The sequence below is a fragment of the Pedobacter sp. T50_32 genome, from assembly GCF_057652195.1.
In genome coordinates, this window is sequence record NZ_JBYFBY010000002.1 from 452,041 (window position 1) to 477,688 (window position 25,648).

The 25,648-nt window shown below is 37.5% G+C and carries 24 protein-coding genes; 11 read left to right on the forward strand and 13 right to left on the reverse strand.

Annotation, left to right across the window (positions count from 1 at the left end; translation table 11 throughout):
- Nucleotides 1-147: 147 nt before the first annotated feature.
- From AC23ME_RS07340 to AC23ME_RS07350, 3 genes are all read right to left on the reverse strand, one after another.
- Complete coding sequence (locus AC23ME_RS07340) at nucleotides 148-1,383, reverse strand: site-specific integrase (RefSeq protein ID WP_487727106.1); 1,236 nt, start codon at nucleotides 1,381-1,383, stop codon at nucleotides 148-150.
- 411 nt (nucleotides 1,384-1,794) lie between these two features.
- Nucleotides 1,795-2,883 carry a hypothetical protein gene (locus tag AC23ME_RS07345; RefSeq protein WP_487727107.1) on the reverse strand — a complete coding sequence of 363 codons (1,089 nt, stop codon included), beginning with the start codon at nucleotides 2,881-2,883 and terminating at the stop codon, nucleotides 1,795-1,797.
- Between the two features lie 356 nt (nucleotides 2,884-3,239).
- The gene (locus AC23ME_RS07350) at nucleotides 3,240-4,610 is read right to left on the reverse strand and encodes a glycoside hydrolase family 28 protein (protein WP_487727108.1); all 1,371 of its coding nucleotides are present in this window, start codon (nucleotides 4,608-4,610) and stop codon (nucleotides 3,240-3,242) included.
- Nucleotides 4,611-4,882: 272 nt separating this feature from the next.
- Here AC23ME_RS07350 and AC23ME_RS07355 point away from each other — a divergent pair, with 272 nt between their 5' ends.
- A complete protein-coding gene (locus AC23ME_RS07355) occupies nucleotides 4,883-5,752 on the forward strand; it encodes a DMT family transporter (RefSeq protein WP_487727109.1) in 870 nt (289 codons plus the stop codon).
- 51 nt (nucleotides 5,753-5,803) lie between these two features.
- Here AC23ME_RS07355 and AC23ME_RS07360 read toward each other — a convergent pair whose 3' ends face one another.
- Nucleotides 5,804-7,402: a L,D-transpeptidase family protein gene (locus AC23ME_RS07360; protein ID WP_487727110.1), complete on the reverse strand. Its 1,599-nt coding sequence runs from the start codon at nucleotides 7,400-7,402 to the stop codon at nucleotides 5,804-5,806.
- 243 nt (nucleotides 7,403-7,645) lie between these two features.
- On the opposite strand from AC23ME_RS07360, the gene hisG reads away from it, so the two are divergent.
- From hisG to hisIE, 8 genes are all read left to right on the forward strand, one after another.
- Nucleotides 7,646-8,497 (forward strand): ATP phosphoribosyltransferase, encoded by an 852-nt coding sequence (gene hisG, locus AC23ME_RS07365; protein ID WP_487727111.1) that lies wholly within the window; start codon nucleotides 7,646-7,648, stop codon nucleotides 8,495-8,497.
- A 148-nt stretch (nucleotides 8,498-8,645) separates the two neighbouring features.
- The gene (hisD, locus tag AC23ME_RS07370) at nucleotides 8,646-9,941 is read left to right on the forward strand and encodes a histidinol dehydrogenase (protein WP_487727112.1); all 1,296 of its coding nucleotides are present in this window, start codon (nucleotides 8,646-8,648) and stop codon (nucleotides 9,939-9,941) included.
- 57 nt (nucleotides 9,942-9,998) lie between these two features.
- Nucleotides 9,999-11,039 carry a histidinol-phosphate transaminase gene (gene hisC, locus AC23ME_RS07375; RefSeq protein ID WP_487727113.1) on the forward strand — a complete coding sequence of 347 codons (1,041 nt, stop codon included), beginning with the start codon at nucleotides 9,999-10,001 and terminating at the stop codon, nucleotides 11,037-11,039.
- Entirely contained in the window at nucleotides 11,039-12,172 is a 1,134-nt protein-coding gene (gene hisB / locus AC23ME_RS07380) for a bifunctional histidinol-phosphatase/imidazoleglycerol-phosphate dehydratase HisB (protein ID WP_487727114.1), read from the forward strand. The genes hisC and hisB overlap by 1 nt, the downstream gene beginning before the upstream one ends.
- 315 nt (nucleotides 12,173-12,487) lie before the next feature.
- On the forward strand, nucleotides 12,488-13,099 hold the full coding sequence (hisH, locus tag AC23ME_RS07385) for an imidazole glycerol phosphate synthase subunit HisH (protein WP_487727115.1): 612 nt from the start codon (nucleotides 12,488-12,490) through the stop codon (nucleotides 13,097-13,099).
- 71 nt (nucleotides 13,100-13,170) lie between these two features.
- Complete coding sequence (gene hisA, locus AC23ME_RS07390; protein ID WP_487727116.1) at nucleotides 13,171-13,920, forward strand: 1-(5-phosphoribosyl)-5-[(5-phosphoribosylamino)methylideneamino]imidazole-4-carboxamide isomerase; 750 nt, start codon at nucleotides 13,171-13,173, stop codon at nucleotides 13,918-13,920.
- An 83-nt stretch (nucleotides 13,921-14,003) separates the two neighbouring features.
- Nucleotides 14,004-14,759 (forward strand): imidazole glycerol phosphate synthase subunit HisF, encoded by a 756-nt coding sequence (gene hisF, locus AC23ME_RS07395; protein ID WP_487727117.1) that lies wholly within the window; start codon nucleotides 14,004-14,006, stop codon nucleotides 14,757-14,759.
- Between the two features lie 36 nt (nucleotides 14,760-14,795).
- The gene (gene hisIE, locus AC23ME_RS07400; RefSeq protein WP_487727118.1) at nucleotides 14,796-15,401 is read left to right on the forward strand and encodes a bifunctional phosphoribosyl-AMP cyclohydrolase/phosphoribosyl-ATP diphosphatase HisIE; all 606 of its coding nucleotides are present in this window, start codon (nucleotides 14,796-14,798) and stop codon (nucleotides 15,399-15,401) included.
- A gap of 89 nt (nucleotides 15,402-15,490) precedes the next feature.
- Here the strand turns inward: hisIE and AC23ME_RS07405 are convergent, their stop codons facing one another.
- The 8 genes from AC23ME_RS07405 to AC23ME_RS07440 all read right to left on the reverse strand — a co-directional run bounded on the left by AC23ME_RS07405 (nucleotide 15,491) and on the right by AC23ME_RS07440 (nucleotide 21,512).
- Nucleotides 15,491-16,195: a lycopene cyclase domain-containing protein gene (locus tag AC23ME_RS07405; RefSeq protein ID WP_487727119.1), complete on the reverse strand. Its 705-nt coding sequence runs from the start codon at nucleotides 16,193-16,195 to the stop codon at nucleotides 15,491-15,493.
- Nucleotides 16,192-16,674: a sterol desaturase family protein gene (locus AC23ME_RS07410; RefSeq protein ID WP_487727120.1), complete on the reverse strand. Its 483-nt coding sequence runs from the start codon at nucleotides 16,672-16,674 to the stop codon at nucleotides 16,192-16,194. Before AC23ME_RS07410 ends, AC23ME_RS07405 begins: the two co-directional genes overlap by 4 nt.
- Nucleotides 16,671-17,141: an SRPBCC family protein gene (locus AC23ME_RS07415; protein ID WP_487727121.1), complete on the reverse strand. Its 471-nt coding sequence runs from the start codon at nucleotides 17,139-17,141 to the stop codon at nucleotides 16,671-16,673. Before AC23ME_RS07415 ends, AC23ME_RS07410 begins: the two co-directional genes overlap by 4 nt.
- Nucleotides 17,141-17,668, reverse strand: a complete 528-nt coding sequence (gene idi / locus AC23ME_RS07420) for an isopentenyl-diphosphate Delta-isomerase (RefSeq protein ID WP_487727122.1) — start codon at nucleotides 17,666-17,668, stop codon at nucleotides 17,141-17,143. The genes AC23ME_RS07415 and idi overlap by 1 nt, the downstream gene beginning before the upstream one ends.
- Entirely contained in the window at nucleotides 17,665-18,087 is a 423-nt protein-coding gene (locus AC23ME_RS07425) for a hypothetical protein (RefSeq protein WP_487727123.1), read from the reverse strand. Before AC23ME_RS07425 ends, idi begins: the two co-directional genes overlap by 4 nt.
- Nucleotides 18,088-18,157: 70 nt before the next feature.
- The gene (locus AC23ME_RS07430) at nucleotides 18,158-19,012 is read right to left on the reverse strand and encodes a phytoene/squalene synthase family protein (protein ID WP_487727124.1); all 855 of its coding nucleotides are present in this window, start codon (nucleotides 19,010-19,012) and stop codon (nucleotides 18,158-18,160) included.
- Nucleotides 19,013-19,014: 2 nt separating this feature from the next.
- The gene (locus AC23ME_RS07435; RefSeq protein WP_487727125.1) at nucleotides 19,015-20,520 is read right to left on the reverse strand and encodes a phytoene desaturase family protein; all 1,506 of its coding nucleotides are present in this window, start codon (nucleotides 20,518-20,520) and stop codon (nucleotides 19,015-19,017) included.
- 110 nt (nucleotides 20,521-20,630) lie between these two features.
- Nucleotides 20,631-21,512 carry a MerR family transcriptional regulator gene (locus AC23ME_RS07440; protein ID WP_487727126.1) on the reverse strand — a complete coding sequence of 294 codons (882 nt, stop codon included), beginning with the start codon at nucleotides 21,510-21,512 and terminating at the stop codon, nucleotides 20,631-20,633.
- 145 nt (nucleotides 21,513-21,657) lie between these two features.
- Here AC23ME_RS07440 and AC23ME_RS07445 point away from each other — a divergent pair, with 145 nt between their 5' ends.
- Complete coding sequence (locus AC23ME_RS07445; protein WP_487727127.1) at nucleotides 21,658-22,563, forward strand: WD40 repeat domain-containing protein; 906 nt, start codon at nucleotides 21,658-21,660, stop codon at nucleotides 22,561-22,563.
- A 196-nt stretch (nucleotides 22,564-22,759) separates the two neighbouring features.
- A complete protein-coding gene (locus AC23ME_RS07450) occupies nucleotides 22,760-22,972 on the forward strand; it encodes a DUF3820 family protein (protein WP_487727128.1) in 213 nt (70 codons plus the stop codon).
- A 76-nt stretch (nucleotides 22,973-23,048) separates the two neighbouring features.
- On the opposite strand, the gene AC23ME_RS07455 is transcribed toward AC23ME_RS07450, so the two are convergent.
- Complete coding sequence (locus AC23ME_RS07455) at nucleotides 23,049-25,463, reverse strand: TonB-dependent receptor (protein ID WP_487727129.1); 2,415 nt, start codon at nucleotides 25,461-25,463, stop codon at nucleotides 23,049-23,051.
- Nucleotides 25,464-25,648 lie beyond the last annotated feature (185 nt).

Here is a 25,648-nt window from a genome sequence, read left to right on the forward strand (position 1 = left end):
GGGATGAAGGTAACTTGGCGACAATCTCTATTGTTTAATTGGGATTTAAAACAAACTTGAGATAAAGAAATCCAGAGGACCTGGACTTCCATTCGGACAAAGAAATATGGAATGTAAAAATTTTACAAGTTTTATTTCATTTTTTTTCTAACCTACTTCTTTGAAGGCTAATTTCATTTCTCTAGCTTTATGCTCGTCACTTATACTATTGTACCTAGCAAAGCTTGAAATACTTTTATGATTACTTATTGAGCGTATTAATTCGCTATCTACATTTCTACTAAACATGTAACTAACAAACGTTTTTCTTCCTACGTGACAGGTCAATACTTCATAAAGCTTAAACGACTTCTCTATTCTTTGACTACCCCTAAACCTAACTTTATTAATAACCCTATTTAATCCCGCCAACTTTCCAACTTGCTTTAAGTACTCATTCATTTTTTGGTTACTAATAAAAGGCATTGCTTTAGTTCCAAAATTATTTTTGTACCTATCAAGTAACGCTTTGGTTTCATCAATTAAAGGTATAATAACCTGTGATTTAGTCTTCAATGATGTAATATTAATAAAGCCGTTAGACACATCAGATTTTCTTACTTCTTTGGCATCTGAATAACGAAGTGCTGTAAAGCACATGAAGCAAAAGCAATCTCGAACTTGAGCAAGACATAAATTGTCTGTTTGCAAGTTAAAAATTGACATTAACTCTTCTCCCGTCAATGCAATTATTTCATTTTCAATAGCTTTAAAATTAAACGCCTTATAAGTATAGTTTTTATTGTAGCCCATGTTGGTACAATAGTTCATAAACCACTTGAATATTTTTATATTCTTATTGATAGTAGAATTGGTATGTTTCTTATGTTTTAGAAAAAACTCTGTGTATTTATTAAAAAAGACAGAGTCGATTTGTTCAAAGTCTGGATGGAAGGAATAAATCTTACTAAATTCAACTAAGTGCTTTTTATTGGTTTGTAATTTCTTAACAGTGCTCAAAGTAGATTTAACCTTATGACTATCAATAAAATCATCAAAATGCTGGAACAAACTCTTTTTATCTTTAGGACTATCTGAATTTAGCGCATTTCTCAATGCTGCTGTTGTAGGTGTTTTATTTGCTAAGACCATATCACGATAAATTTTATTTATCTGCTCGCATTTAGAAGCTATAATAGCATTTATCTCCACGCTACCTATTACATTGGGTTTAACTCTATGATTTTTTTCGTCCCATTTATTTCGGTCAATGTTCTCGCCACTTTGTAGCCAAATTCTATTTCCGTCGAATGAAAAATCTATTAATATTGGGACATTAGATTGCTTTAAAACACCTGTTTTCGTTTCTTTTCGTTGCTCTAATTTTGGGGTTGCTTTTGCCATATTATATTTATTATATTTTATTAAAAATTTACTATATTTTTATATTAAATAATTAACTATCAATTACTTACAAAAGTAAATATTTTAACACAAATAAGTAGAGAAGTTTTTAACATTATGTGTTTGACTAGAATTTTTCGCATACAAAATCACATACAAGAAGTTCTTTTCTCATTTTCATCATACTTTACTAAACTTTACAAATTGATTTATGGCGGTATAGAGACTACCGATAAGACATATAGCCATTTTGCTATACTTGTTCTAACTTTACAAAGCGAAGAGGAACCTTCAGCTCCACTAAGAAAAGTCCATCGCATAAAGTGATGGACTTTTTTATTTACGCCCCACATTATATCAAAAAGGCCCGTAGCGAAATGCCACGAGCCTTTTGATAATCATTAATTCCAATTATCTTTTAGCTACAACCGGTTGGGTATGTGTCGTTGTACCATCTTTATCTATTTGGGCTACTCTAATATAGGTTGCCTTACCCGCCCTATTACCGTCTTCCAAATTTTGCATGCCATCGTTATCTTTGGCGCAAGCTACAACCATTGATATCACTACGATCAGCATTACTAATCTCATTAACCTGTTGCGAACAGCAGGCAACAATAATAAGCCTAGCAAACCGAAACCTGCCAATACCGTATCTCCCCATTGTCTTGAGAAACTGTAAGAAATTTTTACGGAAGAGTTGCCGTTTGGTGCTTTGGTAGCTACTGTACCTAGGTCTGTCCACGACTTACCATCACTAGAACCTTGCACAACGAACTTATCATTATCTTTTTCGCTTTCAGTATTCCAATCTACCATTAAATTCCCGCTTTGAATTTTGGCAGACAAACCGTTAAAAGTTACAGGAAGAGTTCCTGTTGGACCTGCAACTGCATAGTAGATACGGTAATTTATACCAACTGCTACATTAATTCCAGATGGATTCAATATAAGTTCTATTTCATCAAAAGGTTGAGAAGTAGTGAAGTACACATTTGCTGGAACATTAGGAGTAGTCAAAAGCGAAAGTCCTAGTAAGCTCGATGCAGATGCAGATTGTACTAAATTGCCGCCAGCATAGGTTCTAATTGTTAAGGCGTTACCTAATACAGTAGCACTAAGTATCTGGCTTGTCGACATCAAAAAACCAGCCTGATACGTAGCAGGAGCTGTTCCTCCACCTGTATTTAGCTTAGCACGGATGGAATAACTAGTTGGGGAACAAAGTGCAGGCACATTTATCAAGCCCGAAATTTGCGCATAATTAGTAAGACTTGCATCAACGATATTTTGAGCATCGTTAATTGTCGGGGCCACACAAGTTGCTCCGCCAGGCGCTGTTGTAACTATATTACCTGCAGGCGTCGCAAAATTCGAATAATAGGTTTGCGCCTGCGCAATTGAAAAAGACACTAATAATGTTAACGCCAACATCACTATTTTAACGCTGTTAATGTACGTTGACGATTTTTTTTCGGTTTTAAAAATAAGAGTTTGCATAAGAGATCAAATTTAAGTTGATAATTTATTAATTGATCTCACAGGAAGATGATGGAGGTTATTGCTATCAAGCTTTTACTTCTGTAAAAACTGATAGCTAGCTTAAGGTGCTAAGGGCTGGATGCTCGTGAGAAGATTTAATTTGTTCATAGTGACTTATTATTAAATTCTTGGTTGAACTGATAACAAATCATTAATGCAAATTGGTGATGACAAACGTCAAAATCGAGTATAAAACACAGAAAATCTGGTAGTTATTCCTGTAAGTTGTAACTTCTACGTGGTAACAAAACCCAAAAAAGACAGTATAAATACTGTCTTTTTAAAAAAAGTAAAGGCTCTAACGTAAATGGAATTTACTTAACCGCCGACGGTATTTTAACTTCCTGTCCTATCACCACATCGTTGAAAACAATATTTTCGGTATTGGTTAAACTTACAGCAGTAGCACAAGAGTCAATACGCATATTTTTAAGGTATACGTTTTTCACTTTCTTATCAGGATAGCCTTGAATAACCAAACCAGCATGACTGGCGCTTTTAAATTTTAGGTTTTCGATAAAGATGTTTTGTATATCGGTTGCAAAGCCTTTGCCTTCGCCATGATAGTAGGAGGTGATGAAAACACCATCTTCTACTGCGCCAAATTCAACATTGTTCACATAAATATCTTTGATGAAACCCCCTCTATCAGGATTTGATTTAAGATAAATACCTCTTTTGCAGTAGCCAGCATAGGTACAGTTCTCGACAAATACATTCTGTACACCCGCCGACATTTCGCTACCAATAACTACTCCATGCAGACCTTTAAAACGGCAGTTGCGAATAATGATATTCTCCGAAGAAATAGCTGTTTTTCTACCTTCGTGGTCACGTCCAGCTTTAATGGCTACGTTATCATCTGCATTGTTAAAATCGATGTCCTCAATTAAAATGTTTTTAGAGTACTCTGGGTCAAAGCCATCATTGTTTTTGTTAAAAGCGTTGAATTTTACTTTCCTAGCGGTGATATTTTCTGATTTTAAGAAATGTACTGTCCAAAATGGCGAGTTTTCAATAATAACACCTTCTATTAAGATATTTTTGCAATCGTAAAACTGAATTAAATGCGGACGTAAATAATGACCTTCTCCGAAAATGCGTTTTTCAATAGGCGTACCTTCGTGGTTCATCTTTCTACTCAATTGCTGACTGGGCTTTTGCAAATCGTACCACTTACTGAAACCGTCTTTACCGTTACCATCAATAGTTCCTTCGCCAATAATAGCCACGTTCTTCACTTGGTAAGCATAAATCAGTGGACTGTAGTTATGAATAAAAGTACCTTCCCAGCTTGTTGGCACTACAGGCAAATAGTCTTTTGCGTTGGTTCCAAATATCAGCTTTGCTCCTTTTTGTAGCTCAAGTGTGGTATTACTCACAAAGTGGATGGGACCGTTAACCAAATAAATACCTGGTGTAACCACAATTTTCGCTCCGCCTTTAGCCTTACTGGCTTGCATCGCTTTATCAAAAGCAGGTTTGTTGTTAGCGGCAGAATCGCCCTTGGCACCAAAATCTGTAAGCTGTAAAACGGTGGTAGATATTGCAGGCGCCTTGATATTTTCTAAAATAGCATCACGTTTTTCTTCTCTTGATAGTTCTTGTGCTTTTTTAGATTGGCAAGCAATCAAGACAGTAGCGATAAACAAGAGGGCTAATAATTTTGGGCTATTACGTTTCATATTTCTTTAAAGGACGGCTTTAAAGATAGCTTATTCATGTTAATTATTAAATTATCTACCATTTTAGTAGTAGATGATAGCTTTTATACTATATTTGCTTGTATACAAAAAACAGCATGAATAGAAAAAGTTGTCTTCCTCCTCCAGCACATTAATAATCCTCAAAAATGACGGGTTAGTTTTACTGATTTGAGACATTCTCATTTCAAGCTATGCCCATATCTAAGAATTATTAAATATCTAACAATCCTATTCAGGGAACGACAATTTTTATGAAAAAATCATATATCATGCTGCATATCGCAGTAATACTAGCTGGCTTTACAGGTGTTTTTGGAAAACTTATCTCCTTAAACGAAGGACTTTTAACTTGGTACCGTGTATTGTTCTCGGCAATCATTTTGTTATTTGCGCTAAAACTCTTTAAAATCAAACCACTTAACAGCTTTAAACCGAAATTCGACATTGCTAAAATTGGAATGCTGATTACCATTCACTGGGTTTTCTTTTATGGCAGCATCAAATACGCAAATATTTCAATTGGAGTAGTTTGTTATTGCCTTACCAGTTTTTTCACTGCCATATTTGAGCCAATTATCAATAAAAAGCGCTTCAATCCATCTCAGCTATTATTAAGCTTACTCACATTAACGGGCATCAGCTTAATTTTCCATTTTGATGCTTCTTATCAATTAGGTATTGGCTTAGGAGTAATTTCATCGGCCTTTGCTGCATTGTACACTATTTACAACGAGCGATTAGTGCAAACCTACAATAGTATCCAAATTAATTATTACCAGATGCTAGGCGGCACCATAGGATTAGGCCTGCTCCTACCGCTTTACCTCTATTATTTTCCTGTTGATAGGTTGCTACCTAATTTGACCGACACAGGCTATTTGGTTATACTGGCTTTGTTCTGTACAGTTGGGCTATATGTGATGGTAGCCGAAATCTTGAAAAAGATACCAGCGTTTACCCTAAACCTTACTTTCAATTTGGAACCTATTTACGCAATTGTTCTTGCCTTTTTATTCTTTAATGAAGGTAAAGAAGTAAATAGTTCATTCTACTTAGGCCTAAGTCTGGTAATGTTATCTGTTATTTTACAATCGGTTATTTCTATTAGAAAAGCCTCATAATGCAAACGGCACCTCTGTGAAGGGAGGTGCCGTTTAACTTTATAAATTCAATTACATATATCGCTTAATGGCTTCCCACAAAATTGGGTCGTAACTGTAAACATCTGGTCTGAATTGTACACCGCCCTTATCATCCGCCCATGCGGTATAATAAGCTAAGAACACGCCAATGCTCTTGCGTGGCGAATACCAAGTAGGCTTTAGCTTGAATAAATTTAATGTATCAGACTTTTTAGCTAATTTCTTTTGAAAGATTGCATTTTTGGTGGTATCAATTGGTGGCAAATCTACATCCATACGTAAATTATCGTATTGATATTTGTCTTTTACCATCAGCTCTGCAAATTTTAAAGGCTGTTCAATACGTACACAACCATGGCTAATTGCTCTGTTAGCTAATTTAAAACCATATTTATTGTTGGTATCGTGTAAGTAAATGCTCGAACTGTTATCGAACACGAACTTAAATTTACCTAACGCATTTCCTTCTCCAGAACCTTGTTTAAAGCTAAAAGGCAGTTTTTCTCTAGGATATTTATTCCAATCAATCGTATCAGGGTCATTTACTACTTTGCCTTTATAATAAACTTTGATGTTATTGTTAGAAAGATAATAGGGGTCTTTTCTAGCCATCCAATAAATTTCGCTTTTAGCAATACTTACCGGAATGTTCCAAATAGGGTTAACCTGTATCGCATTAAAAATGCTGAATAACTGTGGCGTTTCGTGGTTTTTAGGTTTATCATCTAACCTACCCGATTTAAGGAAAACTTTCATTTTCTCGGCGTAAGTAGCTTCACGCTTTCCTCCTACACAGACGTTCATGTGCGCCAAAGTATCGTTCTGTTTAAACCAAGTTAACGTAAAATCGGGAATGTTTACCACCACCAACTCTTCGGTTTCTTTAGGCAAACGCCAACGCATGCGCTCCAAGTTCATTTTAACGATATTAATTGCAGCACCATCGCCTCTACTCACACTGAAATTTGCTAGTGCTTGTTTCAGTTGTAGATAAGATTTGGTAGTTGGCTGAACACTCTTTAAAGTCGCCACCATATTGTCCGTACGTAGCACAGAATCCATGGTTAAACTATCTGGACGTTTTACTGGGATGTAAAAACGGTTAAAGAAGTTACGAGGATTGATACTTCCATAAGCCATAAAATTGGTGTACTTATTAAGGATATGGGCTGTATTTAATTCTAAGTCAGCAATTAGTTCGTAAACTTCATCAATAGATTTAAACTGATTTCTATTTAAGGTTTGCAACTGCTTTTCGTAAGCAGAAAAGTTGAAAATCTCTGGATTGAAACCATCAGCTTTGCTTTGTGCGATGAAACTTTTAAGCGTATCTAACTGCCCTTTCGTGTAAAACTTGGTAACTAGTTTAGGCAAGTACTCATTCTTCTCGTAATAAGCCGTAATTAGTTTAGGATTAAGGAAATCTTTACGTTGTTCTTCTAACTTAGCTTTAAAAATGGGCAAATAAGCGGCAGTGTCGAATTTATCGTACAACTTATTATTGAAGTGCTCTGATAGTACTACAGCAATCTCTGGCTTCTCTTTAAACCAATTACACGCACTAAACAGACAACATAAAGAAAGGAAAAGTAGCGGTCTTCTCAAATTTAAGATGGTAAAATTTATCATTATTCATAGGGAAAAACACCTATTATCAAATTAAATGCCATTAATTTTTGGATTGTATACTAAACTAGTATATATTTGCTATACCTTCCGACAAAATTAAGGAAAAGAAATTTATAATGAACCTATTTTTAAACCATCATCTTCATCTACACCATCGCCATTGTGGCGATATGTAATGTGATGTTCTGTACTTCAGAACGGTTTTTAAATAGATTTATTTTTCTTATCCTATAATTTAATAAAGTGAAAACACTTAAAATAGCTATCCAGAAATCGGGTAGATTAAACGAAAAATCAGTAGAAATTCTTAAAAATTGTGGTCTTTCTTTCGAAAACTACAAAAGTTCCCTTATCTCTACCGTTACCAACTTCCCTTTAGAAATTCTTTTCCTTAGAGATGATGATATCCCTGAATACGTACAAGACGGCATCGCCGATTTAGGTATTGTTGGCGAAAATGTGATTGTAGAAACTGGAGCAAATGTATCTTACCTGCAAAAATTGGGATTTGGTAAATGCTCGTTGAAGATTGCTGTAAAGAATGATAGCGATATCGACACAGTCGCAAAACTAGACGGGAAAGTAATTGCCACTTCCTACCCTGTTATTCTTGAAAAATACCTAAAAGCAAACCAAGTGAATGCGCAAATCAGAAATATTTCTGGTTCGGTAGAAATTGGTCCAGGCTTAGGATTGAGCGATGCCATTTTCGATATTGTATCTACTGGCGGAACTTTAAAAAACAACGGTCTAAAACCTTTCACTAGCGTAATGAATTCGGAAGCTGTTTTGGTTTCTACTCCAGGTTTGGAATTCAATAATGAGGTGGTAGAAATTGTTCAAAGAATTCAATCGGTACTAAGAGCTAGAACCACAAAATATGTAGTGCTTAACGTAGCAAAAGAAAACCTGAAAGCCGTAGTAGATTTATTACCTGGAGTAAAAAGTCCAACGGTAGTTCCATTGTTCGAGGAGGATTGGGTTGCGGTACATTCGGTAATTGAAGAGCAAGATTTTTGGGTAAAAATCAATAGCCTAAAAGCGGCAGGTGCACAAGGAATTGTGGTAATGCCAATTGAAAAAATCATTACTTAGACGGATAGTTTGGAACCACATAGACACATAGAAATTAATCGATTATTTTTTAAAAAATCTATATTACTATTGTGTTTAAATTATACGAAATACATCAAAAACTTTAATTTTTACTATTAACTATTAGTTAATTTAAGATTTTAAAACATTGAAAATCTATAACTTTAAAGATTTAAGTAAAGAAAAACTGAAAGAACTGTGTTCACGCAGCATTTCTGACGATAATTTAGTTAAATCTAGAACAGAAGAAATCATCAACAATGTAAAAAGCAATGGCGACAATGCCCTACTTAGTTACGCACAACAGTTCGACAACATTGAACTTTCTTCGCTTTTTATTGGCAAGGAAGAACTGGCCGAACTAGCCATACAAATTCCTGCGAAAGTAAAAACTGCTATCGATACAGCCTACCAAAACATCTACACTTTCCATGCTTCTCAATTGAAAGCGGAAGACAAAGTAGAGACGATGCCCGGTGTTACTTGCTGGCGTGAGGCTAGACCTATCGAAAGAGTGGGCTTATACATTCCTGGAGGTACCGCTGTACTACCTAGCACCTTTTTGATGTTAGGCATTCCAGCTAAGATTGCAGGCTGTAAGGAAATCGTAGTTTGCTCGCCTCCACAAAGTGATGGCAAAGTGAATTGTTATATCGCTTACGTTGCTACTTTACTGAATATTGAAAAGGTGTACTTGGTTGGCGGCGCACAAGCTGTAGCAGCAATGGCTTACGGTACTGAAACCGTTCCGCAAGTATACAAGATTTTTGGCCCAGGAAACCGGTATGTTACCGAAGCCAAAAAACAAGTCCAAAATAGCGTTGCGATTGACATGCCTGCAGGTCCATCGGAGGTTTTAGTACTCGCAGATGAGACTGTCATTCCGTCATACGTAGCCGCAGACCTACTTGCACAAGCAGAACATGGAACTGATAGTCAGTCGATTTTAACGGTTACCTCAAATAAAACTGCAACAAAAGTAATTGAGGAAGTTGAAAAGCAATTGGCCGAGCTACCTAGAAAGGATGTTGCGGCAGCAGCTATAGCGAATTCGTATGTAATGGTAGTGGATGACTTAACTGAAGGTATGGAGTTCAGCAATCTATATGCTCCAGAACATTTGATTTTAGCTACCGAAAACTACCAACCGCTTATCCCGCTGATCACCAATGCAGGCTCTGTGTTTTTAGGCAATTTAACTCCAGAAAGCGCAGGCGATTATGCTTCTGGAACTAACCACACTTTGCCTACAAGCGCCTTTGCAAAAGCTTATTCAGGGGTTTCAGTTGATACTTTCATCAAGAAAATCACGTTCCAACACCTGGATAGCAACGGTTTAAAAAACATCGGAAAAACTGTAGAAGTACTTGCGGAAGCCGAAGGTTTGCAAGCGCACAAGAACGCAGTGAGTATTAGATTACAGGGATTAGGAGTTAGGGACTAGGTAATAGCCGAAAACGAAAACCAAACAACTAATACCCAAAAAACAAAACAACCAAAAATGGACGTAAGAGACTTACAACGAGAAAATATAAAAAACCTGAGCCCCTACTCTACTGCTAGGGACGAATTTAAGGGACAAGCGAGTGTTTATTTAGATGCCAACGAGAACAGTTTCGGCTCTCCGCTCCCAGCAGATTACAACCGTTATCCAGACCCTTTGCAACTGGATGTTAAAGATGCAATTAGCAAAATCAAAGGTGTACCTATCGAAAACACCTTTTTAGGCAATGGCAGCGATGAAGCAATTGACTTACTTTTCCGTGCTTTCTGTAATCCCGGCAAGGATAACGTAATTATCCTTCCGCCTACGTATGGCATGTACGAGGTATCTGCAAATATCAACGATGTTGAAGTACGCAAAGTAAACTTAACACCAGATTTTCAATTGGATTTGGAGAAGATTGCAGAGAAGATTGATGCGAACACCAAAATGATTTTCATTTGCTCGCCAAACAACCCTACAGGAAATTCTTTAAATAGAACGGACATAGAGACGATTTTAGCGAATTTCAAAGGCTTGGTGGTGATTGATGAGGCTTACATCAATTTCGCAAAGCAGAAGACCTTTATTCAAGAATTAACGGAATATGCAAATCTAGTAATCCTACAAACTTTCTCTAAAGCTTGGGGATTGGCTGCTTTACGTTTGGGTATGGCATTTTCATCAACTCACGTGATTGATATTCTGAACAAGGTAAAGCCGCCCTACAACATAAACCAAGCGACACAAGATTTGGCTTTAGTGGCTTTAGAAAATATCCAACAGGTAAACGAATGGATTAAATTGACCGTTAGCGAAAGGGACAGATTAGGTAATGCTTTAGCAAGATTGGCAAAAGTTGAAAAGGTTTACCCTTCTGATGCCAACTTTATCTTAGTAAAAATTGAGGGAGCACATGATATTTACCACCAACTAGTAGACCAAGGAATTATTGTGAGAGACCGCTCTAAAGTGGTGCTTTGCGACGATTGCCTGAGAATTACCGTTGGAACCGTAGAAGAAAACAATCAACTTTTAACCGCACTAGAACAACTATAATGACCAAGATTTTATTCATCGATAGAGACGGGACGTTAAACATTGAACCAGATGACGAACAGGTAGACAGTTTCGCAAAACTGAAATTTTACCCTCGTGCTTTGTATTATCTTTCGAAGATTGCAAAGGAGCTAGACTATAAATTGGTTATGGTTACCAATCAGGATGGTTTAGGAACAAGTTCGCACCCTGAAGAAAATTTTTGGCCTATACAAAACTTTATTGTAGATACTTATGCTAGCGAAGGTGTAGTATTTGATGAGATAATTATTGACAAAACCTTTGCTAAAGACAATGCACCAACCCGTAAGCCTGGCACTGCCCTACTCACCAAATATTTCGGGGAAGAATACGATTTGAAGAACTCTTTCGTGATTGGCGACAGATTAAATGACATTGTTCTAGCTAAAAATTTAGGTGCTAAGGGAATTTACATCCGCAATAATGACGGATTAGGTTCATTAGAAAATTTAGACAAATACGAAACTCTAAGTGACATCATTGTCCTAGAGACTAAAAACTGGGAAGACATTTACACTTTCTTACGTGGTGGCGCTAGAACGGTAAAGCACATCCGTAAAACGAACGAAACAGATATCAGCATCAAGCTGGATTTGGATGGTACAGGAAAAGCACATATCGAAACTGGCTTAAACTTTTTCGACCATATGCTAGACCAAATTGCTCGTCACGGTGGTATGGATTTAGATGTGGTTACCAAAGGTGATTTGCATATTGATGAACACCATACCGTTGAAGATACTGGTTTAGCTTTAGGCGAAGCTTTTGCAAAGGCAATTGGTAATAAGTTAGGTATTGAACGTTATGGTTTTTGCTTACCTATGGATGATTGTTTAGCACAAGTAGCTATTGATTTTGGTGGCAGAAACTGGATTGTTTGGGAAGCGGAGTTTAAACGCGAACGTGTTGGCGATGTACCTACGGAAATGTTTTTTCACTTCTTTAAGTCGTTTAGCGATGCAGCGAAGTGCAATTTGAACATCAAAGCAGAAGGCGAAAATGAGCATCATAAAATTGAAGCGATATTTAAAGCTTTTGCAAAAGCGATTAAAATGGCGGTTAAGCGTGATGCGGAGAAGATGGTTTTGCCGAGCACAAAGGGAGTTTTGTAATTTACGAATTACGATTTTAGAGTTACGATTGATTAACCTCATCGTCATTGCGAGGAGGAACGACGAAGCAATCTTAAAACAATGGCTATTAAACGCTTTAAGATTGCTTCGTTCCTCGCAATGACGGAAATTAAGCCAATGCATTACGCTAGGAAATGAAGGACTATGAGGGGCAATACGAACAGACAGAAGTTAATTAAACCCGATAGCAGCGATACGTAGGGGTAAACCTATGTGTTTACCCGAAGTAAAGCGAATAGCGGGACTGCAGCACCTATAAAACACTAACATTCGTTTTCAAATTATTAAATAGAAATGAACGAAAACACAACAAATAACACCATTGGCATAGTAAACTACGGTGCGGGCAACATCTTTTCGCTTACGGCAGCGTTGGATAGACAGGGCATTACCTACGGTATGGTAAACACTGAAGCTGATTTGGAAAAGTATAGCCACATCATTATTCCTGGGGTTGGACACGCAGGTGCAGCTATGCAAAAACTACAGCAAACGGGTTTGGTAGCAGCTATTAAAGCACTGAAAAAACCTGTTTTGGGCATTTGCGTGGGTATGCAGCTGTTAACTGCTCACTCCGAAGAAGGCGATGCAAATTTACTGGACATTGCACCTTTGCAAACCAAGTTATTTGATAAAGAGCTGGGCATTAAAATTCCGCACATGGGATGGAATAACGTAAATTTCGCAAACAATCCGCTGTTTATCAATGTTAAAGATAACGCACAATTTTATTTTGTGCATTCTTATTTTATTGAATATAACCCTATTTTTGACATCGCCTCGGTAAATTATGGCAACAAGTTCTCAGCAGCTATACAGAAAGATAATTTCTACGGTGTGCAGTTTCACCCAGAGAAATCTGGAGAAGCCGGAGAGCAGTTGCTAAAAAACTTTTCAACAATATAATAATCAGCAAATTAGCTACAAACACCTATAACTTTTAACCTAACACTTAAAACCTTTTAAACTTATATAAGATGTACATTATCCCTGCAATAGATATTTTAGACGGCAAAGTAGTTCGTTTACGTGAAGGCGATTACAACCAAAAAACCGAATACAATGTGTCTATTGAAGACATGATTGAGCAATATCGTTCTAACGGCACAGACTTTATCCATATCATAGATTTAAATGGTGCCAAAGGCGATTTCAGTAACCAAAAAGCACTTTTTGACATCATCAAAAAAACAGAAATGAAGGTGCAATATGGTGGTGGCATCCGTACCATTGAGCAAGTAACTAACCTATTGGATGCAGGCATCCACCGTGTAATTGTGGGTACTCAAGCTATCAGCAACCCTGATTTCTTACCTCAACTGAGCGAAGCTTTTGCTAAAAAAGATGATTACGCTAACCGTATCGTTATCGCAATTGATGTGTTAGACGAGGTGATTAAATACTCTGGTTGGATGGAAAGCTCTCCAATTAAATTGATGGATTACGTTGATAAGTGCTTGGCTTTGGGCTTCTTCCGCTTTTTATGTACAGATATTAATAAAGACGGTAAACTTGGCGGTGCTGCTGTAGACTTATACAAAAAACTGCTAGACCACTCTCCTATGATTAAACTAATTGCATCGGGCGGTGTGAGTTCTATGGCTGACATTGAAGAGTTAGCGACTTTGCCAATTAGAAGTGTGGTGGTTGGTAAAGCAATTTACGAAAACCGTATCTCGATTGAAGAGGTTAAAAATTGGAATTTACAGCAGTTGAGTTCGATTTAATAGATGATAAGATATTAGTAGTTATTATTTAGACAGCTTTATACGAAGTCTAAATACTAACATCTAAATACTAAATACTCCCTATGCTTTCTAAAAGAATTATTCCCTGCCTTGATGTAAAAGACGGTCGCACGGTTAAAGGTGTAAACTTCGTTGATTTACGTGATGCAGGCGATCCTGTAGAACTAGCGGCTCAATACGCACAACAAGGTGCTGACGAGCTGGTTTTCTTAGATATTACCGCTACACACGAACGTCGTAAAACGATGATTGAGATGGTAAAATCTGTAGCGAGACAGCTAAACATTCCGTTTACCATTGGTGGTGGCATTACTGAAATTGCAGATGCTGAGGCTTTGTTAAACGCTGGCGCTGATAAAATCAGTATCAACTCTGCTGCAGTGCGTAACCCAAAACTGATTGAAGAATTAGCAAAAAACTTTGGGGTGCAGTTTGTAGTGGTTGCTGTAGATACCAAACATGTGGATGGCAGAAATATGGTTCACTTAAATGGCGGTCGGTTAATTACGGAATTGGAGACCGAAAGCTGGATTAAACAAGCGGAAGAACTAGGTGCAGGAGAAATCTTACTGACTTCGATGGACCACGACGGTACAAAAGCTGGTTTCGATTGCGGTTTGTTGAAGAAAATAAACGACAGCATCAACATTCCAATTATTGCTTCTGGTGGAGCTGGCAGCATGGAACATTTTACGGAAGTTTTCCAAAAAGCGAATGTGGATGCGGCTTTGGCGGCTTCTGTATTTCACTATGGTGAGATTTTAATACCAGATTTAAAACAGGAATTGAGCAGGAATAATATTCCGGTGAGGATATAATCACTTCGCAATGGCGACAATATATTAAACAAACAAATGAGCAATATAAACACTACCCAAATAGATTTTACCAAAACCGATGGCTTAGTACCTGCGGTAGTTCAAGACAACCAAACTTTAGAAGTTTTGATGTTGGGCTACATGAACGCTGAAGCTTTCGATAAAACGCAACAAGAAGGCAAAGTCACTTTCTTTTCTCGCTCTAAAAACCGTTTGTGGACCAAAGGCGAAGAAAGTGGCAACTTCTTATTTGTGCAGTCTATCGCTATTGATTGCGACAACGACACCATCTTGATAAAAGCTAACCCAGTAGGACCAACGTGCCATACAGGTTCTCGTAGCTGCTTTAAAACTGAATACAACCAGAACTTCATCTTCGAGTTGGAGAACATCATCAACGATAGATACGAAAACCCTGTAGAGGGTTCTTATATTAACAAGATGCGTAAAAAGGGTTTAAACAAGATTGCGCAAAAAGTTGGTGAAGAAGGTGTTGAAACAGTAATTGCTGCTTTAGCAGAAACTAGAGAGAATTTAATTGGCGAAGCTTCTGACTTATTGTTTCACTTGACATTTTTATTGAAGGAAAAAGGATTGAGTTTGAAGGATATTGCAGAGAACTTAGAGAAGAGGCATAAGTAAATCAACGAAAACCAATTAACCATATAAGAAATTTAAGAAACATAAGCTTAGATGAACTTACATTTCTTATATGGTTTCTAACACTAAAACTAAACTCCCCTACTGTATTTCAGCCTAAGCAAGAAACCTTCATACAGCAAAATATTCAGTCCAATCAAGCTCATTCCGTAAAAAACATCTTCAAAAGGAATAGTTCTAATACGGATACCGATAATTTCGTCTGGGTTATACCAAACAATTGGTGCATCTAAGCCTGTTCCCGTTAAAACACCGTTTACAATCAAGAAAGGGATTATCATGATGAGGTACGTGAAATAGAACTGACCTAACCAACTAGGCTTTTTGATGAACGCCAAATAAGCAATTAACAGAATAAACACAATGAAATTCATCATCGGATACATCTTATTGTAAAACAGCGACAGCATTACTATCCCAAAAAGGACTAAAACTATCGAAATTGCTTTAGTGGAATAAGTTCGTAAACCCAATTCCTTCCAAACACCAAAACAGTGATAAGAGAATAAGCAAGCGTAGGGAATACAAAGGAAAAACAGGATTTCCTCAATTGGCAAGCCCCAAATAAAAACACCGACTACATAATCAGGATTGAAGCCCCACACGCCTTTATCGGTAAACCAAACATCCCATATTAAAAACAAAACTGTGGTAATGATATTTGCAGGCAAAAAGGCTTTAACATTCTTCCAAAACATCAACTTGGGATGAAAAGAAGCAATAAAAGGAACAATTACCGAGAAAAAGTTAACGAGTAGATAGGTGTACTGTTTCATGATTTTTGTTGCTGCATTTTTTGTTGACGGTAAGCTTCGCGAAAGTATTTAAAAGGCACCCAAAGCATACCAAAGCATTCGCCATCGTGTTTACCCAAATGTTTATGATGCATTTTATGAGCTCTTCTAATAGCTTTTAAGTAGATGTTATTGGTGTTTCTGAACCATTTAAACCTTTGGTGGATGAAAATATCATGTACCATAAAATAGCAAAAGCCATACAACGTAATTCCGCCAGCTACAGACATCATAATTACATTGCCGTATATAGAACCAACAAGAAACAAAATGATAGCCGGCGTAGCGAAAAGCACAAAAAAGAAATCATTCTTCTCCAAAACTTGTCCATCATCTTTCTTGTGGTGGTCTTTATGCAAATACCATAAAAAACCGTGCATCAAGTACTTATGTGCTAGCCAAGCCACCGATTCCATCACAATGAAAGTACCTATAACACAAGCTATAATTATCCAAATCATTGTTCATCCTTTTTAAAGACATCCAGTATTATCTTCGTTCTAAAATCGAAAATCTGTTCTAACTTCTTGCGTACAATCAACGTATTCGCTAACCTACCTAAAACACCAAAAGGCACTCCATAAGTCACTTTATCCTTCATCAACACCTTTCCATCTTTTTCTTCAAAGGTATGCTCGTGGTGCCAATAAGCATAAGGTCCCTTCAATTGTTCATCTACAAATGAATATGGCGCATTTACCGAACTAATTTGGCTCTTCCATTTTAAAGGTACACCAGCTAAAGGCCTAACTACATAATCGATAATCAAACCATTATGGATATGCTGAGGCAGATTTTTGGTAACCACCTTAAAATCCATTTCTGCAGGTGTAATTTCAGAAAGATTTGCCGGATTGCTGAAGAAATCCCAAGCTGCTAACATGGTGATTGGCAATATAGTTTCGCGATATAACTGGTATTTCTTCATTAAGCAACTTTATTCAAAATGTCTTTATCCAACACCTCTGCCAAAATGATTTTAAACCAGGGTGTGTATTTTGTTGGATTAGCTTCTACGTCTGATTTCAACTCTTCCAAGCTAACATACGCCCAGTCAGACACTTCATTTGCATCTGGCTTTGGTTCATCAGAAAATCTCCCGAAAAACACGTGGTCAAACTCATGCTCAAACAAACCTTCGCCAACATCGGCTTTATAAATGAAGCTGTACACCCAATTGGTTTCGCAAGTAATGCCCATTTCTTCTTGCAAACGTCTATCAACCGCAGCTTGTAAGGTCTCTCCCACTCTCGGGTGACTGCAACAAGCATTCGTCCACATGCCACCACAGTGGTATTTATCTAAAGCTCGCTGCTGCAACAGCACTTCGCCTTTATCATTCAATAAAAAAACAGAAAAAGCACGATGAAGTTTTACTTCGCGATGTGCCTGCATCTTCTCCATCAAACCAATCTCCCTATCTTCTCTATCTACTAAAATTACTTCTTCTATCATTTGGCAACGCCAGTTAATTGTTGTTTTTCCTCAGGTGTTAATTCTTGTTTTTTCATAAACGATATAATGGTTTTCGCCAATTGTTCGTCTATTTTATCATTGTTCAATCCTTTAAGGATTTGCTTTTTATCTGTGTCGATGTGACCGTTATATCCCAATATCGAAGGAGCAGAAACCTGCGTTGCATATCTTAAGAACACCAATTCTACATTATTGTTATCCTTTGCGATGGCTTTGTTCAACATCTTTTTGCCAGCGTTAAAGTAATTTAGCTTTGTGATTGGATTGAAAACATGTTTTGCCATAATCATTTTAGTAGCCCCAGCATAACCAATTACAAAAGCACTTTGTTCCTGTTTTTCCAATACGGCAAGTAGATTTATTGCAGTTTGTTTACTTTCTACCGATTTGGCATACATTGTTCTAATGTTTTGCTTAGAATGGTCGGCGGAGAGAAAAAAAAGCGTTGAAATAAATAATAAAACTGGTTTAGCCCACATTTGCTGATAATCTTTCTGGAGCCTGCGGCACAAAAAAGGTGTTTAACATGAGCAACGCCTTTTGAAAATCGGGTACTCGCACCCTTTTTTCCATGATGTGCTTAGCAGGTATTTCCTGTATTTTTCTAAATAGTGATTTGTAATAAATATAGGCCAAATATACGCCCTTTTTAGCGCATCGCGGCAATTTTACAATCCCCTTCAAAGCTTCGTCGAACTCGGTTTTTATCTCTTCTTCAATCAGCGCTTTGTCTTCTTCAGTAAAGCAATTGAAATCCATATTAGGGAAGTACATCCTACCTAATTCAAAATGGTCTGCTTTAACATCTCTCAAGAAATTCACTTTTTGGAAAGCAGAACCTAACTTCATTGCTGAGTGACGCAAGTGATTATATTCATCGGCATCGCCATTGCAAAACACTTTTAAGCACATTAAACCAACCACTTCCGCCGAGCCAAAAATGTACTTGTCGTACAATTGCTTTGTATAAACTTGCTTATCCAAATCCATCTCCATACTATCTAAAAAAGCCTCAATTAGCTCTACATCTATTTTGTATTGATGAACTGCCTGCTGAAAGCTATTGATAATTGGGTTTAGGCTTATTTTACTCTCCAATGCAGCATAAGTTTCTGCTTTTAGTTGAACCAACAAACCTTTTCTGTCATAATCATGAAAAGAGTCTACTACTTCATCTGCCAACCTTACGAAGCCATAAATCGCAAAAATAGCTGGACGAATAGTTGGTGACAGGAACTTAATCCCCAACGAAAAGGAAGTACTATATTTTTGGGTGGTAATTTGGCTGCATTTAGCAGAAACCTGGTCGAACAGTGCCTTCATAATTATTTTTGGTGCTTAACGATATAATTGGCTACCACTTGTCCGGAAATGATGGCTGGGGGCACACCTGGACCTGGAACAGTGAGTTGACCGGTATAGTACAAATTCTCTACTTTCTTATTTTTGATAGACGGTTTTAAAACCGCAGTTTGCCCTAAGGTATTTGCTAATCCGTAGGCATTGCCTTTGAAAGCGTTGTAATCTTTCACAAAATCGGTATAGGCGTAAGTGGTTTTGCTAACGATGTTATCCTTGAACTTTTCTCCACAGAAACCCTCTAACCTTTCTACCAATTCATCGAAATACTTGGCCCGTATTTCTTCCGTATCTTGCAAACCTGGTGCTACAGGAATAAGCATAAACAAGTTTTCCATTCCTTCTGGAGCAACAGAGGCATCTGTTTTAGATGGGCAGCACACATAATACAGCGGATTTTCTGGCCATTCTTGCGTCTCGTAGATGGCTTTTGCATGTGTATCAAAATCAGTTTCGAAAAACAGATTGTGATGCTGCAGTTGAGGTAGTTTCTTATTTACACCTATATAATATAATAGGCATGAAGGTGCCATTACGCGTTTATCCCAATAATTTTCAGAGTAGTTTCTTAATGATTTTGGCAATAAATGTTGGTCGATGTGATGATAATCTCCTGCACCAATTACAAAATCCGCTTCTATTTCTCCTTCGCTTGTAATTACTTTTTTGGCTTTGCTTCCCAACACTTCAATCGAATTGACAGCAGTGCCAGTTTTAAATTCCACGCCTTTCTCTAGCGCTAATAGGTGCATAGCTTCTGCCAACTTACCAAAACCTCCCATCGGATACCATGTTCCTAGTTTGATATCGGCATAGTTCATCATGCTGTACAAAGCAGGGATATTTTTGGGAACAGCTCCAAGAAATAATACCGGAAACTCTAACAACTGCAATAACTTGGGTGATTTGAAATAACGACGGACGTGTTTAGCAAATGACTGCAACAAATCTAATTTAGAAGCTGCTTTCATCACTTTCAAATCCATAAATTCCAGGATGCTTAAGCCTGGCTTGTGCACAAACTCGTTAATACCTACTTCATATTTATATTCCGCCTCTGCTAGAAATTTATCTAATTGAACAGAACTTCCCTCTTCAATTTCTTCAAAAGCGGCTTTTAATGACTGATAATCGGCAGGTACAGAAAGTATATCGTCTTTACCATAAATGACTTGATAAGATGGATCGAGACGTTTGAGCTCAAAATAATCTAATGTCGATTTACCGAACTGATTAAAGAACTTCTCCATCACTTCTGGCATCCAATACCAACTAGGCCCCATGTCGAAGGTAAAACCGTCTTTCTTAAAAACTCTGGCTCTACCTCCAACTTCGTTGTTTTTTTCTACAACGGTTACCCCATGACCTTTATCTGCCAAAGTGATAGCCGCACTTAAACCTGCAAAGCCTGCTCCAATAATTACAGTGTGGGTGGAAGTTTTACGCATCATCTTTGGGTGTACAACAAACATACATCTATTTTGTTTAAGTTTTCTATTAAAAAATTAAACAAAACAAAATGTTACAATTCAGTTTCACAGATGATGGGATAATTAGGCAACATTAAGATACGGGAATAGTTTTATAACTCAGCAGCTAAATCCTTTAGACTTTCGAATATTTTGAAATTAGATGGTAATTCTGGCCGTTCCTCATAAATACCCGCACTGGCTATAAAGACCTTTTTAGTGCTGGGAACGAGCTTGAATTTATTTACAAAGGTTGTAATATCTCCTATCGACATTGAATTTGAAACATTTGTTACCAAAATATCCGGATCGCTAATCTCCAGAATTTTAGGCAAGTCTGTTAACGGAACTGCCTGTCCTAAATAAATGGTTCGATAACCTTTGTTCTTGAGCAAATAATTTAGGAACAGCATACCAAGCTCATGAAGCTCACTTTCGGGCAAAAACATGAGCACCTTTTTAGCAGAAACACCGAGCTTTGTAGTGGCGTTATCTATAGCAGCAATTAACTTTTGGCGCACCATATTACTGATGAAATGTTCTTGCGCTGGATTAATCGAATCTACCTGCCACATAATTCCAATTCTGCTGAAGAACGGAAAAATGATGCGATTGATGGTGTCTTCGAAACCTAACCGGGCTACTGCTTTATAAAATGCCTGATGAAATAAGGTCTCATCTAGATCGATCATGCTGAGCATTAAGCCATCGAAAAGATCATCATCACCGGTTTTTACGAAACTCAAATCCTTCACCTTTTCGGCAATTTCAGCCGAGTTCATTTTGGCAATATGTGATATTTTGATGCCGTTTCGGTTAAGAATATTTACATTCAGTAGTAATTTTAGGTGTGAATTTCCGTAAAAACGGATATTTGTTACGGTGCGTAATGGCGTGATAATTTGGTATCGTTTTTCCCACATCCGTAGCGTTGCTGCCCGAATGCCAGTTAAGACTTCAAGTTCTTTAATGGAATATTTAGCGACGACACCCATGAATGCACCACATTTTGTTTAAGTTATTAGAATACAAATTTAAACAAAAATTGTTTTTAGGATTGAAATTTATTAGGAATGACAAAGGCTTGTAAAAAACAATAACTGTTTGCATCAATTAATTTTAGAAGATTATTTTTGTGCTATGCTACAACACCTACACACTTTTAACGGACATCAAAACCCAGTTTATGCTTTAGTAAAATCTGATAAAGAAGGTATTTTCTTTACTGCTGGAAACGATAAAGGTGTGGTAGAATGGTCGTTGAAGAAGATGGCTTTTGTGATGGTAAAACTACCTGTACAAAGTTCTGTTTATTATTTACACAATTACAACAACCAATTATTTATTGCAGAGCGAAGTGGTGCATTCTCTGTGTTTGATTTCATTAAACAAGAGGTTGTAGCTAGGGTAAATGCACATCCGAAACCTATTTTTGGGATGGCAACTATTAAGTATAAGAACGAATTACTGACGAGCAGCGAAGATGGCACGGTTGCCATTTGGTCGTTAAACGATTTTAAGGAAATTTACCGTTTGCCAATTTCTCATGACACCGTGAGGTGTATTGCAATTTCTCCTGATGAAAAGGAAATAGCTTTTGGCTGCAAGGATAGCTCCATATACATCTACAATTCGGAAGATTACACTTTGAAACAAACACTTAACGAACACAAGCTAGCTGTAACCTCTTTAGCTTATCAACCTAACGGAAAGTATCTAATTTCTGGCAGTAGAGATGCACAACTAAAAGTTTGGAGTTTGCCCAACTACGAACTGCAAGAAAACATAGCTGCGCATATGTTTGGTATTTATGATATCGTTTTTCATCCGACACTTCCCTATTTTGCTACTGCAAGCCAAGATAAAAGCATCAAAATTTGGGATGCCGAGAACTTTAAGCTCTACAAAATACTCAGTATCGAAAAAATGGATATTGGCCACAGCCACTCTGTAAATAAATTAGCTTGGAGCCATGATGGTAGTAAACTGATTTCTACTGGCGATGACAAGAAAGTGATGGTTTGGGAATTAGTGGTTAGGGATTAGGATTTAGGTATCAGTTGGCAGTTTTCAGTTCATAGTTCTACTTGGCGCATTGCTGAGAAACTTAAATAGTTGAACAAAGTTGCATTTTAAACCCGGTTGAAGTGGATCCCGATGTTAAATCGGGAGAAACGTAAAACAGGAATGACTTTAACTGAAATACTGTTATTGCTTTTCGAAAAATATATACCTTTAGCGCATGAACCCAGAATTACTGAAAGAGCTTGTTGTGATGAGAATGCCTTATGGCAAATATAAAGGTTGGGTTTTGTGCGATATACCAGAGCATTACTTGGTTTGGTACCAGAGTAAGGGTTTCCCTGCCGGAAAATTGGGAATGCTGCTGGCTACGCTTTATGAAATTAAGCTGAATGGCTTGGAGTACTTGTTACAGCCATTGAAGCAGCGATAGTATCGGATCTACTTGTCAGGCTGAGCTTGTCGAAGCCTATTAGACATTTCGACAAGCTCAATTTGACAAGGGTAATTTAAAACTTAAAGTTTAAACTCGCTAAGAAGTTACGTGTTGCTTGAGGATAAAAATACTCGTAGCGACCGAAGTAACCATCTGACAGGTAAGCACCAGCACCACCGTTAGCTTCATACTTTACATTAAAAATATTGTTCACCAAGAAGTTTAGGCCAATGTTTTTGATACCGAAGGCTTTTACGTTATAAGTTAAGCGGATATCGTTGATAAAGAAAGCGTCTAACACGCGAACAACCTTACCATTTTCATCTTTACCTCCGGTGTTATCTAAATTCTGCTCGCCCACGTACTTGCTTACCAACGCTATTCCAGCATTTTTATAGGTGTAAGCAAACTCGTTAGACCCTACAAAACGTGGTGAATATGCAATGTTGGTATTTTGATAATCGAAAGTTAGCAGTTCGCCAACTCTGGTATCATCGTAAACGTACTCGGTAAAGTTTTTAATCTTGCTCTGACTTAGGGTTGCTGTTGCTGTCCACGAGAAATTTTTTGCAACTTGCCAGCGAGCGTCTAACTCTAAACCAATGCGGTAACTATCTGGCACATTCTGACGTGTTTGTCCGCCTACTTCATTTAGTTTACCAGTATTGATGAGCTGATTTTTGTACAACATGGCAAAACCATTGGCACCAACGTTAAAATTAGATTGCTCGCTTCTGTAACCAAACTCGAAGTTTGTTAAACTCTCGTGCTGTGGACGCGTTCCTGTGTTCGAATCAACAAAATCTCTACGATTAGGTTCTTTGTTACCCACGGCAACAGAGGCGTAAACATTGCTTCTGTTTGTGAGGTTATAGGTTAAACCAAATTTCGGGTTAAAAAACTCTAAACGAGCATTTTGTTGTGCAAAGGTATTAGCATCTAACCTTCCGAAAAAAGAATAAAAAATGTTGCGGTACTGTAGATCAGCAAAGATGTTTAATTTATCTAATTGGTAATTCATCCTTCCAAAAATATTGAAATCGCTTTTAAAAGCATCGTTATCGTTATAACGGTGGCGCATTGACGCTGCACCGTTGTAGTTAGCAAATTGCGCCCAAACCACCTCATCAAAGTGTTTACCATCGTAACGATTGTAAGCACCACCCAACGTGAAGTTTAAATTACTTGCAGGCGTGTAAGCTAAAGAATAAGTTGTACCGTAAAAATGATTATCTAGCCATAAACGACGAACCAAATCGGTACTATCTATAGTCTTTACAACCGTTGTACCCAGCGGATCTAATATCTCTATAGGATTTATCGCATAATTCCTCATAGCTTGCTTATTTCTAAACTCTTCGTAATAGCCTCTGCCATAAGTATAATGCAAAGCAGCATTGGCTACCAAATCTTTGGTAATAGTACGGGTATAAAATGCCTGATAATGGTCTTGCTGATAGTTATCTGTTTGGTTATCGTAAGTAAAATCGTTGTGCCTACGATTGGTTTTTAGCATTTCTCTGTCTATACCATTCCAAGCTTGGTAGGTTTTTTCATTGCCACTAAATACATTAACACGGAAAATATCATTCTTACCGTAGTAAGCTCCGGTTACGAAAAACGATTTCAAATCTGAAGATGCTCTTTCTACATAACCATCAGATTTGATACGCGACAAACGGGCATCGAAACTAAACTTATTGTTGATTAAACCTGTTCCTGCACTTACCGTGTTCCTCCACGTTTCAAATGAGCCATAGGTATTGTTCAGTTCGGCATAGGCAGAGTCTCTTCTAGTAGTAGTTTGGATATTTAAACTTGCACCGAAAGCACCTGCGCCATTAGTTGATGTACCCACACCACGCTGAATTTGAATGTTGTCTACAGAAGATGCAAGATCTGGCAAATTAATAAAAAAGCTACCTTGACTTTCCGCATCGTTCAGCGGAATACCGTTCAAGGTAACGTTGATACGAGTTGCATCGCTACCCCTAATACGGATACCAGTGTAACCTACACCTGCGCCAGCATCAGAAGTGACAACCACAGATGGTGTTTGGTTCAACAAGTAAGGTAAATCTTGCCCTTGATTGGTTTTTTCTAAATCGGCTTTGCTTAAGTTTTTGTAAGTAAAAGCGGCGTTTTTAGCTACCCTTGTGGCACTTACTACCACTTCATCGGCAACGAAAGAAAGCTGTTGTAAAGTGAAATCGGCTACGGCATTAGCGTTTAATGTTACTTGCTTTTCTTGGGTAGCAAAACCTACATAACTTACCACTACAGTGTAATTACCTGCGGGTAAATTGGTAAATTCGTAAACACCGTTTAAATTACTTCCAGCGGTAAATCCTTGAGATTTTAACTTTACACTCGCACCAGAAAGTGCTTTTCCGTTAACTTCGGAGACTTTTCCCGAAATTTTGAACTGTGCCAATGCCACGAAAGGACACAGCAATGCAGCTAGAACTGCAAATCTTAATTTTTTCAACTTGTTGTTGTTTTTTAGTTAAACCCATCGGTTGTAGGGGTTACGCCCGACATTAGTTAAACTTCATAAACCATCCCTACGCCAGCATTACCTGGATCAGGTGCATTTAAGGTTTAAGGGCTTAGGGCATAGGGCTTAGGGTTTTAAACCTTTCACCTTTTACCTTTTACCTTCCACCTCAAAAT

Excerpts from the sequence above, each read along its gene's own strand:
- AC23ME_RS07340 (WP_487727106.1), bottom strand. The coding sequence starts at position 1,383 with ATGGCAAAAGCAACCCCAAAATTAGAGCAACGAAAAGAAACGAAAACA.
- AC23ME_RS07345 (WP_487727107.1), bottom strand. The coding sequence starts at position 2,883 with ATGCAAACTCTTATTTTTAAAACCGAAAAAAAATCGTCAACGTACATT.
- AC23ME_RS07350 (WP_487727108.1), bottom strand. The coding sequence starts at position 4,610 with ATGAAACGTAATAGCCCAAAATTATTAGCCCTCTTGTTTATCGCTACT.
- AC23ME_RS07355 (WP_487727109.1), top strand. The coding sequence starts at position 4,883 with ATGAAAAAATCATATATCATGCTGCATATCGCAGTAATACTAGCTGGC.
- AC23ME_RS07360 (WP_487727110.1), bottom strand. The coding sequence starts at position 7,402 with ATGATAAATTTTACCATCTTAAATTTGAGAAGACCGCTACTTTTCCTT.
- hisC (WP_487727113.1), top strand. The coding sequence starts at position 9,999 with ATGGACGTAAGAGACTTACAACGAGAAAATATAAAAAACCTGAGCCCC.
- hisB (WP_487727114.1), top strand. The coding sequence starts at position 11,039 with ATGACCAAGATTTTATTCATCGATAGAGACGGGACGTTAAACATTGAA.
- hisH (WP_487727115.1), top strand. The coding sequence starts at position 12,488 with ATGAACGAAAACACAACAAATAACACCATTGGCATAGTAAACTACGGT.
- hisA (WP_487727116.1), top strand. The coding sequence starts at position 13,171 with ATGTACATTATCCCTGCAATAGATATTTTAGACGGCAAAGTAGTTCGT.
- hisF (WP_487727117.1), top strand. The coding sequence starts at position 14,004 with ATGCTTTCTAAAAGAATTATTCCCTGCCTTGATGTAAAAGACGGTCGC.
- hisIE (WP_487727118.1), top strand. The coding sequence starts at position 14,796 with ATGAGCAATATAAACACTACCCAAATAGATTTTACCAAAACCGATGGC.
- AC23ME_RS07405 (WP_487727119.1), bottom strand. The coding sequence starts at position 16,195 with ATGAAACAGTACACCTATCTACTCGTTAACTTTTTCTCGGTAATTGTT.
- AC23ME_RS07410 (WP_487727120.1), bottom strand. The coding sequence starts at position 16,674 with ATGATTTGGATAATTATAGCTTGTGTTATAGGTACTTTCATTGTGATG.
- AC23ME_RS07415 (WP_487727121.1), bottom strand. The coding sequence starts at position 17,141 with ATGAAGAAATACCAGTTATATCGCGAAACTATATTGCCAATCACCATG.
- idi (WP_487727122.1), bottom strand. The coding sequence starts at position 17,668 with ATGATAGAAGAAGTAATTTTAGTAGATAGAGAAGATAGGGAGATTGGT.
- AC23ME_RS07425 (WP_487727123.1), bottom strand. The coding sequence starts at position 18,087 with ATGTATGCCAAATCGGTAGAAAGTAAACAAACTGCAATAAATCTACTT.
- AC23ME_RS07430 (WP_487727124.1), bottom strand. The coding sequence starts at position 19,012 with ATGAAGGCACTGTTCGACCAGGTTTCTGCTAAATGCAGCCAAATTACC.
- AC23ME_RS07435 (WP_487727125.1), bottom strand. The coding sequence starts at position 20,520 with ATGTTTGTTGTACACCCAAAGATGATGCGTAAAACTTCCACCCACACT.
- AC23ME_RS07440 (WP_487727126.1), bottom strand. The coding sequence starts at position 21,512 with ATGGGTGTCGTCGCTAAATATTCCATTAAAGAACTTGAAGTCTTAACT.
- AC23ME_RS07445 (WP_487727127.1), top strand. The coding sequence starts at position 21,658 with ATGCTACAACACCTACACACTTTTAACGGACATCAAAACCCAGTTTAT.
- AC23ME_RS07450 (WP_487727128.1), top strand. The coding sequence starts at position 22,760 with ATGAACCCAGAATTACTGAAAGAGCTTGTTGTGATGAGAATGCCTTAT.